The 15,568-nt window shown below is 47.6% G+C and carries 13 protein-coding genes; 8 read left to right on the top strand and 5 right to left on the bottom strand.

Going from position 1 to position 15,568, the window contains the following annotated elements:
- Positions 1 to 571: 571 nt before the first annotated feature.
- Both ABY802_RS08035 and ABY802_RS08030 read right to left on the bottom strand, forming a co-directional pair.
- Complete coding sequence (locus ABY802_RS08035; protein WP_372626530.1) at positions 572 to 1,732, bottom strand: lipase family protein; 1,161 nt, start codon at positions 1,730 to 1,732, stop codon at positions 572 to 574.
- A 24-nt stretch (positions 1,733 to 1,756) separates the two neighbouring features.
- Complete coding sequence (locus ABY802_RS08030; protein WP_372626529.1) at positions 1,757 to 2,368, bottom strand: DUF6795 domain-containing protein; 612 nt, start codon at positions 2,366 to 2,368, stop codon at positions 1,757 to 1,759.
- A gap of 219 nt (positions 2,369 to 2,587) precedes the next feature.
- Here ABY802_RS08030 and ABY802_RS08025 point away from each other — a divergent pair, with 219 nt between their 5' ends.
- The 4 genes from ABY802_RS08025 (at position 2,588) to ABY802_RS08010 (ending at position 5,741) form a co-directional block, all read left to right on the top strand.
- Entirely contained in the window at positions 2,588 to 2,875 is a 288-nt protein-coding gene (locus ABY802_RS08025) for an encapsulin-associated ferritin-like protein (RefSeq protein ID WP_372626528.1), read from the top strand.
- Positions 2,876 to 2,980: 105 nt separating this feature from the next.
- Positions 2,981 to 4,474 (top strand): hypothetical protein, encoded by a 1,494-nt coding sequence (locus tag ABY802_RS08020; protein WP_372626527.1) that lies wholly within the window; start codon positions 2,981 to 2,983, stop codon positions 4,472 to 4,474.
- A gap of 265 nt (positions 4,475 to 4,739) precedes the next feature.
- Positions 4,740 to 4,931 (top strand): hypothetical protein, encoded by a 192-nt coding sequence (locus ABY802_RS08015; RefSeq protein ID WP_372626526.1) that lies wholly within the window; start codon positions 4,740 to 4,742, stop codon positions 4,929 to 4,931.
- A gap of 87 nt (positions 4,932 to 5,018) precedes the next feature.
- Entirely contained in the window at positions 5,019 to 5,741 is a 723-nt protein-coding gene (locus ABY802_RS08010; RefSeq protein ID WP_372626525.1) for a DUF445 domain-containing protein, read from the top strand.
- A 61-nt stretch (positions 5,742 to 5,802) separates the two neighbouring features.
- Here the strand turns inward: ABY802_RS08010 and ABY802_RS08005 are convergent, their stop codons facing one another.
- Positions 5,803 to 7,038 carry a dipeptidase gene (locus tag ABY802_RS08005; protein ID WP_372626524.1) on the bottom strand — a complete coding sequence of 412 codons (1,236 nt, stop codon included), beginning with the start codon at positions 7,036 to 7,038 and terminating at the stop codon, positions 5,803 to 5,805.
- Positions 7,039 to 7,117: 79 nt separating this feature from the next.
- On the opposite strand from ABY802_RS08005, the gene ABY802_RS08000 reads away from it, so the two are divergent.
- Together ABY802_RS08000 and ABY802_RS07995 are read left to right on the top strand one after the other, a co-directional pair.
- Positions 7,118 to 7,507: a cytochrome b562 gene (locus ABY802_RS08000; RefSeq protein WP_372626523.1), complete on the top strand. Its 390-nt coding sequence runs from the start codon at positions 7,118 to 7,120 to the stop codon at positions 7,505 to 7,507.
- 139 nt (positions 7,508 to 7,646) lie between these two features.
- Positions 7,647 to 9,836, top strand: coding sequence for a M3 family metallopeptidase (locus ABY802_RS07995; protein ID WP_372626522.1), 2,190 nt, complete (start codon positions 7,647 to 7,649; stop codon positions 9,834 to 9,836).
- Positions 9,837 to 9,894: 58 nt separating this feature from the next.
- On the opposite strand, the gene ABY802_RS07990 is transcribed toward ABY802_RS07995, so the two are convergent.
- Positions 9,895 to 10,605 carry a YebC/PmpR family DNA-binding transcriptional regulator gene (locus tag ABY802_RS07990; RefSeq protein WP_372626521.1) on the bottom strand — a complete coding sequence of 237 codons (711 nt, stop codon included), beginning with the start codon at positions 10,603 to 10,605 and terminating at the stop codon, positions 9,895 to 9,897.
- Positions 10,606 to 10,826: 221 nt separating this feature from the next.
- Between ABY802_RS07990 and ABY802_RS07985 the strand changes: the two genes are divergently transcribed.
- Positions 10,827 to 11,420, top strand: a complete 594-nt coding sequence (locus tag ABY802_RS07985; protein WP_372626520.1) for an HAD family hydrolase — start codon at positions 10,827 to 10,829, stop codon at positions 11,418 to 11,420.
- A 91-nt stretch (positions 11,421 to 11,511) separates the two neighbouring features.
- Positions 11,512 to 12,501 (top strand): GGDEF domain-containing protein, encoded by a 990-nt coding sequence (locus tag ABY802_RS07980; protein ID WP_372626519.1) that lies wholly within the window; start codon positions 11,512 to 11,514, stop codon positions 12,499 to 12,501.
- On the opposite strand, the gene ABY802_RS07975 is transcribed toward ABY802_RS07980, so the two are convergent.
- The gene (locus tag ABY802_RS07975) at positions 12,498 to 15,566 is read right to left on the bottom strand and encodes a transglycosylase domain-containing protein (protein WP_372626518.1); all 3,069 of its coding nucleotides are present in this window, start codon (positions 15,564 to 15,566) and stop codon (positions 12,498 to 12,500) included. The genes ABY802_RS07980 and ABY802_RS07975 overlap by 4 nt on opposite strands.
- Positions 15,567 to 15,568: the final 2 nt, after the last annotated feature.

Genomic DNA, 15,568 nt, shown 5'->3' with positions numbered 1-15,568 from the left:
TGTATATGTAATAGATAAACGAGCTTAGGTGTAAGGTTGGCTGGTGGGTAACGAAAAGTGTTACCCAACCGCCTACTAATTTCACCAGCCCAGAACTTAAGGCAGTTCGTTTCAGAGGATGTGAAAGAACATAAATAACTCGAACTTACCCAGTTACCCAGGTGGGTAACTAAAAAATTACCCATGGTTGCATCAGAAATTTCCCTCTGATATTCTTAAGTCGCTTTCGAACCACTAAGCAAAACTCGAAGCAAACAACTGGGTAGCAAAACGGGTAAGTAGGCGTATCTTAAGAAATAGACATTTAGATTCAGTGAGTTATGCTTCAGTCGGGAGACCTCTCTCTCCGCCAATTAAATGAAAAGAGCCCTCGCCAAAAGCGTGGGCCTTTTTCATTTAACCGCAGGACGAGGATTTGGTTCGAACCCTAAGTTTGACCAACTTACATGTCCTCTTTATTGCTGTTATCCACCACAATCTTCACCCGCTCATGCGGCATATATTCTTCCGGTTCATCGGGGAAAGCTTTGACTGTTACTCATAGCTATGCAACAGTCTCAATAAATGTACTTTAACTCGCCAACTCAATTGCACGTTTGGCAACCCGATACAGTGCTTCAAGCGTGACTTTAAAGACCCATCGAATAAAGCGGACAGTAAGCTCCGTTACGGCTGTGGTTGCTTTACCAGCAAACACCAGCATATGCCCGAGCAGGCCTTTTACCTGTTCAGCGAATTTAGCACTGAGATTTGCAATTTTTTCGACCGTTGCTGCAAGGTAATCATAGAAAGTCATAATACCGCTTATACCCATCTGCACTGATACAGCCGTTAAATAACCGGCGTCTTTTAATAGTGTGATCAGGGCGTGGCTTAAACGCTCTTGCCAGTGAGTGCTAAAGCTGCACTCAAAGCGGCGATCGTAATATAAACGAACGGCTTTAATGGTATCGCCACGGCGCTGCAAATCGTCCCATTGACCGCGGGAGGTCACTACATAGCCCGGGTTTTCCAGCATCGAATGAGCAGAAGCATTTATGCCGGTCGCTGAGGTTAATAATACACTGCTGCCATTTAACGGTGCATGATAAAAAGGCCAAACCGGTACTAGTGGTACCGGATCATCACCATGTAAACAGCGATAAATTTTATCGACACTGCCTGATGACTTGAGGGCAAAATCATTCAAGCCGACCCGAGGAGCGCCAAACGTATATAGAGCAACGTGATTACCAAATCGTTGCTTGATCCAAATTGCAGCAATACTAGCCAATGCACCGCCTAAGCTATGGCCAGCGCAATGAACCACGCCTTTACTATTGGTGTTAAGAAGCGGTGCCAGTTGCTTCTCAAGAGCAGGCTCCATACTTTTAAACACTTTGTGAAAGCCGGAATGCACAGCACTTTGATTGTCCGATATTGCCAGGCCAGTATTGGCGTTGCTGAACCAGTCCCTGCCACTTTTCATGTTAGTACCACGAATACCTAAGGCAACGTCACCTGCATAGTGGCCCTTACCTTTACCAATAATGGCAAAACCGGTAGTTCGTTTAAGTAACGAAGATATGACGCTGCCTGACGTACCGTGTAATACGCCACCCGTCTGGCTAAAATCGAAGTGCTCGGTGATAAATCGATTACCTGCAGTAAAATTCTGGCCTGGTTTAATATCCTGGGCTTCGTAAGGAGCCCTTGCCAGCCATACCGCAGTTCTGGGGGTGATTGTTTTCATAATCATCCTTGTTTATGGTTCAGATTAAAAGTGTTCGATATTTTTTGCATCTTCTTCTATCAGCCGTTGCAGTTCTGCTTCTGAAAACAGGGCTTTGTCCGCGTGAGTAAACCTGCATCTGGAAATAATTGCGGGGGCTATATCGGCAAAATTTAAGTCTTCCAGATACTTTAATTGTTGGTTTTTAATAGGTGCAGTGAGTTCACACTGCATATCGCTCAGGATTAAATCCAGGCTTTGATAATTAAGATGATTAAGGTTGGCAACCCGGAAAAACAGATCATCCTCGTTAGGGGCGGCGTTGTCTGTTACATACAGTTCCAACGCAATGCTCCCATCAAAAAGTACTTTTCTGACTTTGAGTGTTCGCTGTAAAAAGTGGAACTTACCGTCAGCATCCGTTTTAGTGGTGTCGATATGCTCTTTACCCTCGTAATAGAGCCGACGTTTAACTTCACGGTCGGTTACTGGCTTCCCTTGCTCGGTAATGACGCCCTGTATGTCAGGTGACCACTTTATTTTTGTTCGTTTAAACCAATCAAACACACCAGCCTCCGCTGTTGACGTTACCCCGGAAAGCATCAGCATCAGGCCAATGGCCGTTACTTTAGGTAAAAGAGGCTGCTTTCTCAGCATGACTAATCCGGTTGCTTATAAAGTTGATGACATCTTAATACTTTGCTTAATGATGTCAATTATGTTTTTAAAATGTAAATTAAATAGCGGGTATTAAGCAAGGTGAGGGCAGGAAGTATCAGGGTTTACTTATGTTATCAAATCGCACCTGCTGTACTTTATGCTAAGAACTGTCTACGTTTTAAAGACGTTCAGATAATCCGCTGTTGGAGACAAACTATGGCAAATGAAGGCTACCACGAACCCATTGCAGAACTTAGCGATGACACGCGCGATATGCACCGGGCTATTACCTCCTTAATGGAAGAGCTTGAAGCCGTCGATTGGTATAATCAGCGGGTTGATGCCTGTAAGGATGACGACCTGAAAAAAATTCTTATTCATAACCGGGATGAGGAAAAAGAGCATGCCGCCATGGTGCTGGAATGGATCAGACGAAAAGATCCACACTTTGACAAACAATTAAAAGACTATTTATTTACCGATAAACCAATTGCTCATAAATAATCCTTGCTCAGCCCTCTTCCGCTAATCAGGGGGCTGCTGGTAAACTAGCCACACTGCCAAAAACTGCCATCCGGTGGTTTAACTGTTTTTTTATCCGAGGTTCGCATGCGTAAGGTATTTGCGTTGTTGCTTGCTGTCTGGCTGCCTGTCGTTTCAGTACATGCCGCTATTGTGTTCAGTGATGGGTTTGAAAACAGTGATGGCGAGCAATGGCATCAATTAGGTGAATGCCGGGCATTACTTGGCGTGCCGCGCTCGGGTGAGCTGTCGTTACGCTGCAAGCCGGGTAGCAGTGTACTATTTAGCAAAGAGGCCATAGGCGAGATGGGCGTGCTGGAGCTGTGGCTGCGTCCGGAAACGACAACCACATCGTATCGTATTCATGTGATGGTATCCGATTTACCCTCAATAAATGCACTGTGGCAGCCGGTTGCCCTGATAGAGCATAACGCAGGAGATGTCAGTTTTAAGGCGCATCGGGTGTCAATAGATGAACCGGCTAAACGCTACCTGCGACTTGATGTCGAAGTGCTAAGTGGTGCCCTTTATCTTGACGATGTGATGGTAGAGCGTATTTTGCTGGCCACTGCTTTACAAAAAAATGAACAGCGCATTGTCAGCGGGATACTGGATAAATTGCGCGAAGATCAGAATATTGCGGTGCAGGCCGAGTCATTCCGCACCCTGGGCGCGAACTATGCGGCTCAGCTGGATTTACAACGGCAATACCTTGAGTATGCCAATGCCTTGCACTCTGGTATTGCGCTGGCATTGGCCGGGTCTGAACGTAACAGAATGTCTAACCCCATGGCCTATGCCAGTTTTCGCAGCATCGTTACCGATGCCAGACGGGTGACTACGCCATTGCAACAAGCCCGGCTGAACTCCATGTTAAAACCCTTTGGCGACCTGGTTACTGCTAGTTTAAATGTGGTTAGCGCCGGTGCTTACTCCGCATTTGCCGAGCCTTTTAAGTCATTTCTTGCCTCAAGTTTTGATAAAAGTAACTACAATGATGCCGGTTTAAGCCGGGCCGATCGTAAATTTGCTGAACAAAATGGTCTGAAAATTTATCAGGATGCAGAGCGTTTCTTAGCCGAGCTGGAAAAAGAACTGACTCAGGTAACGGCGCTGGATAATGAACTGATTAATATTCAGAAGAGTGTCGATCGTTTTCGCCATGACCTTGATAAACAGCTAAGGGTGACCTTACAACATGCCAGCATGGCGCGCTCGCAGGAAACGGTAAGCCGGGCCCTGAGCAAGGACGAGCTGGCCCGCAAAAAGCTGATGGATGAGGTGGCTGGCAATATTACGCTAACAGCCAACAGTTATCTGCGTGATGGCAACAATACAGAGCTTATTCGTTTTATCCTGAAAACCTCAGAGCAGCTGGAGCAAACTCAGAGTTACAAGGATCAGTTTAATCAAATTACCTCAGCGGTGCTGACCTATTATGATCGCTTTGAGCGCTCAGTGCACTCAAATCAGAATCCGTTTTCTGATGCGGCTGATAAGCAAATCTGGGAAAACCATGCCCTGAAGGCACGTAGTTATTTACAGCAGTCAAAAGAGTCATTTAATCGCGCCTATTTATAGCGCTTTTTGTGAAAGTAATCTTAGAAGCTCGCAGTAAGGTTGCTGCGAGTTTAAGAAGTGCCGCACGCCCTAACTTACCGTTAAAATATAAAAATGTGACAAATTAACTGTATTTATCCAAAATTTTTTTACAATTCAGCTTAAACTCAGTTTGGGCGACCTATGCTTAGTCTGTATTTGCGGTTTAGAAAGTTAATACACTAGTTAGAAGCTTAGCTGGTATAAAACCGACTGGCCGCGGTTTTGAGTAATGCAGGAGTCTGCCATGAGTGTTTCTAAGCAACGTGAAGTAGTACAACAACCGTTTTTTTATCCGCAGCGTAAAACTGTTGATTTAACTCAGCAGGAGCGTAAAGCGTTAAGCCTGGTGTGGGATCCTAATAATATTGATACCAGAACGGCAGGCCAGCGGGACGATAATGAAACCTCGCATTGTGCGGTGCTGGGCTATAACTGATATTTAGCGTCGCATTACTTGCCTGGAACTGACTGGCTGATTAGAATCGGCGTCTTGCAGTTTTAACCCGCTAGTCAGAGACCAAGCATGAATAAAAATTATATTACCAACGGCGTCGCCGCGCTAATCGTAGCCATCGGTTGGTTTTGGCAACAGCCATTACTGCTCAGTGTAGGCTTATTTGCTTTGTCAGGTGCCCTGACCAACTGGCTTGCTGTGCATATGTTGTTTGAAAAGGTACCCCTGTTATATGGCTCAGGTGTTATCCCGGCGCGTTTTGCTGAATTTAAGGCCGGCATTTACCAGCTGGTCATGACTCAGTTCTTCAGTAGTGACAATATTGATCGTTTCATTACAGCTCAACAACAAGGTTCCTCTGATGATGGAAAGCAGCCGGCGTTTAATTTCGAGCCCGTCATTGCAAAAGCAGACTTAACACCTGCCTTCGATTCTTTATTAAAAGTGGTAGAGCAATCATCATTCGGTAGTATGCTAAGTATGTTTGGCGGCAGTGCAGCGTTATTGCCGTTAAAAGAGCCATTTATAGCCCGCTTAAAAGATGCACTAATCGGTGTATCGCGCAGCGATGAATTTAATCAGTTGGTACTCGCTCAGCTTGATCAGCCTGAGCAGCTGCAAAATATCCGCAGTCAGGTAGATACTATTGTGCAGCAACGACTGGCAGAATTAACGCCTGAGCTGGTAAAAGAGATTATTCAGCAGATGATCCGTCAGCATTTAGGTTGGTTAGTGGTCTGGGGTGGGGTATTCGGTGGTGTCATTGGTGCTCTGGTAAACTTTATTCCTTAAACCGCAAATAGCCAGTGCCGCTAAGTGGCACTGGCTTATGCTTTTGTTATTGGCAGGCGATTTAAGCCTGTGCTTTTTGAGTCGCGGCGAAAGCCTCTACTTCGCGCCACACCCGCAGCAGGTTACCAGATAAAATTTTATCAATGTCTTGCTCGTTGTAACCACGCTCCAGCAAACCTTGGATCAGGTTGGGGTAACTGGCCACATCTTTTAAACCAATGGGTAAAGAGTCACCCACACCGTCATAGTCAGAACCAATACCAACGTGCTCAATGCCGATCAGTTTTACCACGTGGTCGATATGGTCCAGTACGGTATCGAGTGTGGCAAAGGGGTAAGGGTTTTTCTTACGAAACGCGAGTTCAAATGCGGCATCATCAGCCACCCCGGCTTGCTTTGCTGCGGCTTTACGCAGCGCACCATATTGGTTTGCCATGGCAGTAACAAAGGATGAGCCAAAATTAATTTGTACCACGCCGCCATTTTTTGCCAGTGCCCTGAGCATATCGTCGTCCATATTACGCTCAAAACCCGGGGTATAGCTTCGAAGTGACGAGTGCGATGCAATCACTGGCACCTTACTTAAGCCAACAACCTGATAAAACGCATCATCAGAGACATGTGAAATATCAATCATCATGCCGATATTATTCATCGCCACCACTAACTCCTTACCAAACGGGCTTAAGCCCTGCCAGCGCCGGCGTAAATCATAGCTGGAATCTGAAATATGGTTGCTCTCGGAGTGGGCCAGGGTAATGTAGCGAATGCCGCGTTGATAGAAATGCTGCAAATTTGTCAGATCACCACCGATAGGCGTGCCGTTCTCCATACCAAGTGCCAATGAAATCTTCTGACTGCCAAACTGGTTTTGCACATCAGCAGTCGTATAGGCCATGGCAAACTTGTCCGGTGCCCGGCCAACCAGCGCTTCCATACTGTCAATCAGCTGGTTTGCCAACTGATAACCACCGCCGGTGCGCTCGTAAGATGCCGGAATATAAATTGACATAAAGGGTGCATTTAAGCCGCCGGCCCGTGCTCGCGGATAGTCGAACTCGCCACGTTTGGTTGCCTGGCTAACGTCTTCCCAGTCTTTGTGCAGGCGGTAGGGGACATCGATATGGGTGTCGACAATGATCCGTTGCTGGGCAATCTGCCGGGCTTGCTGTTCGACTGTTATGTCATTGCCAGCAGATTGAAAAGCGGGCGTGCCAGTGCTGCTGCAGCCAGTTAATCCGGCGCTAAGCAAGGCGCTAGCGAGTATTGAAAGTGAAAATGAGGGGCGGGTTTTCATTATGGGAGTCCTTGTTAATAAAACGGCCGGCCATAATATGCTATGCTACGCCCTGAAAATCCAGCCTGGAGTTGTTGTTATGTTTAGCCGTTTTATATGCTGCCTGCTCATCATATTGCCCCTTACCACAATAGCCAGCAACAGCGTTAATCTGGAAACCACCATGAAAAACATGGGGCTGGCATTAAAGCAAGCCAGAGAGGCGGCGACCCCACAAGCAGCTCAACCTTATATTGCTGAGCTGACTGAGCTGACGGCGCTGGCAAAAACCGCGCAGTTTCCTGAAGATAAAGCGCTCACTTACCGGGAAGGTTTAAATAAAGTGTTGCTGGCGTTGCAGCAGGCACAGCGTGCAGCAGAAGCTGGCGATCAAGCAAAGCTAAAGACGGCGCTGGCTGAAGTAGAGGCGCTGCGCAAGCATTATCATAAACAGCGTAAAGTCAGTTTCTGGCAATTGTTGTTTGGCTGACGTTGCCAATAACAGGCTCCCCAGCAACACGATTGTCAGTAAATTCGTTGACATGACTTATTTTGCATAGCCGGGTTAGTTTGCCGGCACCACCATGTGGCCATCAGAGCTGCGATTATTATAACAACTGGAGATATGTATGAAATCAATTCCGATCTTATTGGGTACTGCGCTGGTATCAGTAAGTTTATTGGGCTGCAATGATGCTCCTGCACCCGACACGCCAAAAAGTGCGACAGCCTCTGCTGTTGAGCAAGCGGCTAACACAAACCAGACTAACCCGCTTTTGCAACAATGGACCGGCCCTTATCAGGGCGTACCGGCATTTGACCAAATGCAGCTGGCTGATTTAAAACCGGCCCTGGAACAAGGTATGGCAGCGCATCTGGCTGACATTGACAAAATTACCGCTAATCCGGATGCGCCAACCTTTGACAATACCATCGTGGCACTTGAAGGCGTGGGTAAGGAGCTGGATCGGGTGTTTACCTATTATGGCATCTGGAGTTCTAATAAGTCTTCTGAAGACTTCCGGGCTATTCAGCGGGAAATGGCGCCAAAATTATCGGAATTTTCGTCAAAAATAACGCAGAACGAAGCGCTGTTTAACCGGATTGCTGCAGTGTATAACTCTGAGCAAATGAAATCACTCACCCCTGAGCAGCAGCGGTTAACCACACTGGTTTATCTGGGTTTTGCCAATAATGGTGCCACCTTAAATGCGGAACAGAAGCAGCGCTACGCGGCGATAAACCTGCGTTTATCTCAGCTTTATACTCAGTTCTCTAACAATATTCTGGCCGATGAAGAAAATTACGCGCTGTATCTGACCAAAGAACAACTGGGCGGTTTGCCAGAATCGTTAGTTAATGCAGCAGCCGCAGCAGCGACTAGCCGTGGCAAAGAGGGCATGTATGCTATTACTAATACCCGCTCTTCAATGGACCCATTTTTAACCTACTCTACTGAGCGTGAATTACGTCAGCAAGTGTGGAACACCTATTACAGCCGGGGTGATAATAACGATGCTCAGGATAACAATGCCCTGATTGCAGAAATTCTGGCGCTGCGGGATGAACGGGTTGGCCTGTTAGGCTTTGACAACTATGCTACCTGGCGGTTACAGGACCGGATGGCCAAATCGCCGGAGCGCGCGATGAACTTAATGATGTCGGTCTGGCCGGCTGCTATTGCAAGGGTGCAGGAAGAAGTCGCCGATATGCAGGCATTGGCGACGCAGCAAGGCGCTGACATTACCATTGAACCCTGGGATTATCGGTTTTATGCCGAGCAGGTACGCAAAGCAAAATACGATTTAAATTCAGATGAAGTAAAACAGTATCTGCAACTGGATAAACTGCGCGAAGCAATGTTTTATGTTGCCGGGCGGTTATTTAACTTTAACTTTACTGCAGTCGCCGAGGGCAGTGTGCCGGTGTTTCATGAAGATGTTAAGGTCTGGGAAGTGACAGATAAAACCAGCGGCGAACATATTGGCTTGTGGTATCTGGACCCCTTTGCCCGCTCTGGCAAGCGTTCTGGCGCCTGGGCTACCAGTTATCGTGGCTACAGCAATTATGACGGTGAGAAAAACGTGCTGTCGTCAAATAACTCTAACTTTATGAAAAGTGCGCCAGGTAAGCCGGTGTTGATTTCATGGGATGATGCTGAAACGTATTTTCATGAATTTGGTCATTCGTTGCATGCATTGTCTGCCAGTGTGACCTATCCGACATTAAATGGTGGTGTGCGTGACTATACCGAGTTTCAGTCGCAGTTACTCGAGCGCTGGTTGTTAACCGATGAGGTGATTAGTCAGTTTTTGGTGCATCATCAAACCGGTGAGCCGATGCCAGCGGAGCTGGTCACAAAAATTAAAAAAGCAGCAACCTTTAACGAAGGTTTTAAAACTACGGAATACCTGGCGTCGGCCATTATTGATCTGAAGCTGCATATGCTGGATGACCCTAAAGGTATTGATCCGGATGCGTTTGAGCGTGACACCTTAACTGCTATGGGTATGCCGGGTGAGTTGGTTATGCGCCACCGTACACCGCATTTTGGCCATGTGTTCTCAGGTGAAGGCTATGCCGCCGCTTACTATGGCTATATGTGGGCTGAAGTATTGACTTCGGATGCCGCTGAGGCTTTTGCTGAGGCACCGGGCGGTTTCTATGATAAAGACGTAGCTGCAAGGCTGGTCGAGCATTTGTTCAGTGTGCGTAACGCCGTTGATCCAGAAGAAGCGTACCGGGCATTTCGTGGCCGGGACGCCAAAATTGAAGCATTAATGCGCGATCGGGGCTTTCCGCTGCCTCCTGCTAAGTAATGTATTGATAACAATAAAAAAGGGCACATCAGTGCCCTTTTTTTATAGCAAAAATAACTTACCCTGCCAGACCGACATAGACGTTCTGCACGTCATCATCAGCATCAATCGCATCGAGAAAGGCTTCTACTTCAGCGCGTTGCTCGTCATTTAAACTTACCGGGTTGTTGGCCCGGTACACCAGTTTGGCGGTTAGCACGTTATAGCCAAATTCTGGTAGTGCTTTGGCAACCATATCTAAATCAGTGGCCTCGGTTAAAAAAACTACTTCGTTCTCTTCGCTATCATCAGAGCTTTCAAAATCCTGGGCACCGGCTTCGATTGCGGCCAGTTCAATATCGGCATCGCTGCTTGTGGCCTCTGCTTCAATCTGGCCTAAGTGTTTAAAGTCCCAGGATACGGCGCCAGAGGTGGCGAGCTGACCCTTGCGGAATAACTGGCGAATACTTTGCGCACTGCGGTTTTTATTGTCGGTTAAGCACTCAACGATAACCGGTACCTGATGCGGCGCAAAACCTTCATACACCACGGTTTCATAGTTGGCGGGGCCATCCAGTAAACCAGCGCCTTTTTTGATGGCTCGCTCCAGGGTGTCTTTAGGCATTGAGGCTTTTTTTGCAGTTTCAATGGCAGAGCGTAATTTGGAATTCATATCGGGATCGGCGCCATTACGAGCCGCAACGGCGATTTCTTTCGCCAGCTTGGTAAAAATACGGCCCTTGGCGTTCGCCGCGTCTTGTTTATGTTTGGCTTTCCATTGTGCGCCCATTATTGCGCTCCTGTATTGTCAGTAGTAAATCGAACAGGGCGCTAGTCTAGCCAATTGCAGGGTTTTATAGCAAGCTTAAGCAGGCTAATCAGCAATTCAATTTTAGCGCGGTTTAAATAAAGCCCAGAGTACTAAACTAAATGTGCAGCATATACGTTTAACCAGCGGCAACACGCAACGACAAATATGATTACGAGTATCAGACAGCAGGCAGGGCATGTATGGCAATAACTCCTATTAAAGCAGTGGTGTTTGATTTAGACGGTACTCTGGTCGACTCCCGGCTCGACTTTGCGGCGATCTGTAATGATATCGGCTGGCCTGTAGGCACGCCACTGCTGGAGGAATTGGCCACCGTAAGTTGTACGGTTGAGCGATCACGGGTAGAGCAGATTATCCATCAACATGAACTGGCGGGTGCTGACGCGGCCAGTTGGATCCCCGGAGCCCTGGAAAGTTTGCAACAATTAAAGCAACAAGGCTGGCCGCTGGCTATTCTTACCCGCAATATGCGCAGCGCCACCGCGCGGGTGATAGACAGGTTGCAGATCCCGATAAGCCTGGTGCTGACCCGCGAAGATTGTGCGGCCAAACCTGATCCTGCCGGGCTGCATATCATCGCAGAACAGTTACAGGTTAGCTGTGCTGAAATTCTGTATGTCGGAGATTATTTGTTTGATTTGCAGGTTGCAGCAAATGCAGGCAGTCTATCCTGTTTATACCTCAATGGTCTTAATCAGCAATTTGCAGCACAAGCTGATTATCAGATTGCACATTTTGACCAGCTACCAGATCTGGTCAGCAAATTACGTTAACAATGTTGCTGGCTAATTCCGCTATTTAGTTGCATTTGCGTCCTTAAAGCCCCTATATTAGCGCCATAATAAAAAATCAGGATAGAGTAGTTTGCTGGCACGGTTAAAAAGTAATTTCTACCTGGCAATGTTAAGTCTGGTAGGGCTGATGATTACGGTTTGCGTTACGCCATACGGTATTTACCGCTTACTCAGCGGTAATATTGTGGTGGGTGTCTCCGATCTGGTGATGGTACTGGTCAGCATCTGTTGCGTTATTTTTGCCTGGCGAACGGATAATACCAAAGGCCCGGGCCTGGTAATGGCAGTCGTTTTTTGTGTGGGGGTTATCCTTGTCTGTATTAACCTGGGTGTAGATGGCTTATTCTGGGTTTATCCTTTTATCGTCTTTACTTTTTTTCTGGTCTCCCCGTTAAAAGCTTTGGTGCTGTTGTTAGGTTCAGTTTCGGTGTTAGTGGCGTACTCTCTGCTCAATTCGGGGCAGATTTTTGCATCGTTTTTTCAGTTAGGTTCATTTACTGTCACCAGTTTTGTCACCAGCCTGTTTGCTTATATGTTTGCGTATCGCACGCAAACTCAGCGTGAAGCGTTAAAGCTGCTGGCCACGACCGATAGTCTGACCGGTGCAGCCAACAGACGTACGTTGGATGACGCGTTGATAACCGCAATAAGCCAGCGTAAAAAAGCCGGTACTGAATATGGCCTGATGCTGCTTGATCTCGATTTTTTTAAGCAAATAAACGACAACTATGGGCATAAAGCGGGCGATGAAGTTTTAACTGAACTGGTGCCAGTGCTGAAGAAAATGGTGCGCCAGCATGATGCAGTATACCGGTTTGGCGGCGAAGAGTTTGTGGTACTGCTTGCTGATATTAAACATGCTGATCTGCAAAAGCTGGCCGAAAAGATCAGGCTTGGAGTTAACCAGCACTTAAGTTTGCCTGATGGTAAAAAGTTAACCACCTCTATCGGTATTGCGCTACTGCAAGATGACGAGAGTTGGGAGAGTTGGTTACACCGGGCAGATCTCGCCTTGTATCAGGCTAAGCATCAAGGCCGGAATAAAGTGGTGGCGGCCTAGCGACACCAGGTGTCGCCAGCCAGATACGGTCGTAAGACAGGCGCCAGATTGTTCATAACCTGCAGCGGTAGTGCTGAGGTGAAGCTAAATTGTGCTGCGTTAGCATCCGGCACATAAGCCGTCAGTACGCCAAAGTGTTTATCCCCCAGATAGAACGCAAAGGTTGCAGTGCGATTAACTGCTTTAGAGCTGACCTGCTGCCCTTTGGTATTGAGTTGTACCAGCCGGTTGTCCCCCGTGCCGGTTTTTCCGCCGATCAACAGGTTATCTGTGGTGTAGCTATTATTTAGCCGTCGGCCAGTACCATTACTAACTACCTGATGTAAGGCGTTCCTTACTGTTAATGCCACCTCCGGGTCTAGCACTTGCTGATCTTGCGATGGCTGGCGCCTGAACTGGGTATGGTAGGGGGTATTAGTGGCAAACGACAACTCATCAATGCGGATGGTGGGAAGCTTTTTGCCGTTATTAATAATAATACCCATTAATTCAGCCAGTGCTGCTGGCCGATCTCCTGAACTGCCCAGGGCAGTGGCAAGGGAGGGCACCAAATAATCAAACGGATATCCCAAACGTTGCCAGCGGTGATGCAGATCCCAGAATGCTTCTATTTCCAGCATATTGCGAATACGATTATCCCGTGCACTACGAAAACGGGTTTTAAATAGCCACTGGTAAACCTCTTGTCTTGTATCGCTGCTATCGGCAATGGCCATTTTTAGCGTCGCGTCAGGCGTTGCGTGTAAATAGCTTAGCAACCATAGCTCCAAAGGGTGGCTGCGGGATAGGTACGCCCGATCGGGTAAATCAAAAGTATTGTGCTGATATTTAGCATAGAGCTTTAACAAGTCGTCGTTGCCTGTGCTATTGCCAAACTGCTGCTGCATGACGCTGAGAAATTGCTCTGCTGTGGCCTCTGGTTGTATCGTTAAAAAAGCCACGGCCAGTCGTTCTGGTGTCTGTCTGCTACTGGCAAGATAAACCTGCAGTCGCTGCTCTGTGGTTTTTTGATTATATTTTTGCCAGAAACGGCGGATATAGGTAGTGCCTTCGCGGTCTGCAAAGCGTCGCAGATACTGGTCGCGTTGCGGGTTGCTGTCATCTGCCAGCAGCTGATAGCTGCTGTTTTCGCCATGATAGATACTGTAGTTGACGATATCCTGCAACAACCGGACAAAAGGCAAATTGATAGAATGTTGCAGCGCTTCGGCCACGGTGGGCTTCATCACATTTTCTTCTTTGCGAAAGTTGTTAAAGGTATGCAAGCCCCCGCCGGTTTGAAAGCTTTCTTGTGGATTGGCACTGTAGCGCCGCTCTAATGCCTGCTGCAACATAGCATCAAGCCTGGCACCGGGGTTATCAATTAGAAAAGCTACTGCCCAGGCGGTTAGATTATCCTGCGGCGCAATATTGATAAACTGCAAGGTGTCGGTCGGCTCTTCACTATAAAGACGGTGCAACTCAGCGATAATCTCCAGATAACTTATCAGCACCCTAAGTTTTGCAGTAGAACCTAGTTCCAGTTTACTGGCATCGTTTAAATCAAAGGGTTGGTCAGTGGTATCGGTTTGTACCCGCACTTTATTGCCGCTGTCGGTGGCCTGATACAGAGTAAAGCTGTATTTAACCTGATGCTGTTGCCCTGGTTGTAATAAGCGCTCGGCAAACAGTCCGGCTTGTTCTGCAGTATTGAAATCGTTGAGCTGACGTAATTGCCGACTGATGTCACGTTGCAACTGGCTATGCAATGTGGTCTGGCTACTCAAATCAAGTCTGTCCAGTTGATATAGGTTTTGAGTAAGTAACTGACTGAGTCGGGTGCGCACCATAGTGACTGCTTTAAAATCGTCACCCCGGACTGCCATCGGTGCTGGCTTGCCGTTAAAATGTAACGTCTGTTTAATGGCTTTGCTGGCCAACGCATCGGGTAGTAACGCTTGCTGGCGCATCAAATTCAGATGGCTGTTTACCAGTTGTTCCAGATCGTCGCGCCCCTGCAGCAGATAATAAGATGGCCTGCGCTGCGCTATTATCAGTGCCAATACCTGTTTTAACGCCAGTGCTTGCTCTTCGGTATAAGGCTCTGCCATTTGCAAAAGTTGATTGACCCGGGCTGGTTCTGCACCAAACCAGGCAAATAACCCTTCCCCTATGCCATTAACTTCACCGTAGGTTGCTGTTGCCGCTAACGGTACCGTGTTGACGTAGTCCAGCACAATTCTCTCACGGCTTTGCTGCGTATCAACACCGTGCTGATATGCCCGGACACTGGCTGACACCAACTGCTGTGCTTTATCAGTGATGTCTGAGGTTAAGCCCTGTGGGCTATGCCGGTATTTTTCCAGTTGGGTTGCCAGTGTACTACCGCCAGCAGCGTTAGCCGGGATGCCAACTGCTCGTTGCAACTGCGACCAGATAGCTGCGCCAAGCCGTGGGAAATTAATCACCGGATTGGCATGAGGATGCGTTGGCGAGAGCAAAGTGCGATCTTCAACAAACAGCAAACTTTTTACCAGCAGCGGTGCAATACTCTGCAAGCTGTCAAACTGAAATGCCGGCGATCTGCTCTGGTACATTTGCTGCTGCTGGCAGCTTTGAATACTTAGCCCGGCATGATTTTTTTCGGTATAGGGCGGCGAGAAACCATGCTTTACATAGCGAAGCAGGTCCTCAGAAAACTGGCTTTGTTGGGTAATAGCAAAACCTGAATTTTGCAGTTTGCTACTCCATACCGGTAATTCAGAATAACCAAAGCGTTGATCGAAAGGCCCTGCTGATGGAAAACGGATTTGGGTGGTGGGCCCGCTTTGCACCTGATAAGTCAGTTTTGCTGCGTACCAATGCCACAAAGTTGATTGATAAAAATGGTTTCGGCTTTCCTGATACAGCGCCACTAAAATAAGCAGCACCAACAGTATCAATAGCCAGGGTAAATAGCGAAATGGCGGCATCGGTGGCGCGATAGCAGGCTTCTCGCGCACGTTATCAAATTTTATCCGGTTAACGGGCGGTTTAGCATTCAGCGTTGGCTCAATTCTATGCGATTGGCCTCGTGGTTCACTCATAC

This window comes from Arsukibacterium sp., assembly GCF_041616895.1.
Lineage (GTDB): Bacteria > Pseudomonadota > Gammaproteobacteria > Enterobacterales > Alteromonadaceae > Alishewanella.
Note: the sequence above shows the minus strand (reverse complement) of the source record. Positions and strands in the feature narration are given on the sequence as shown.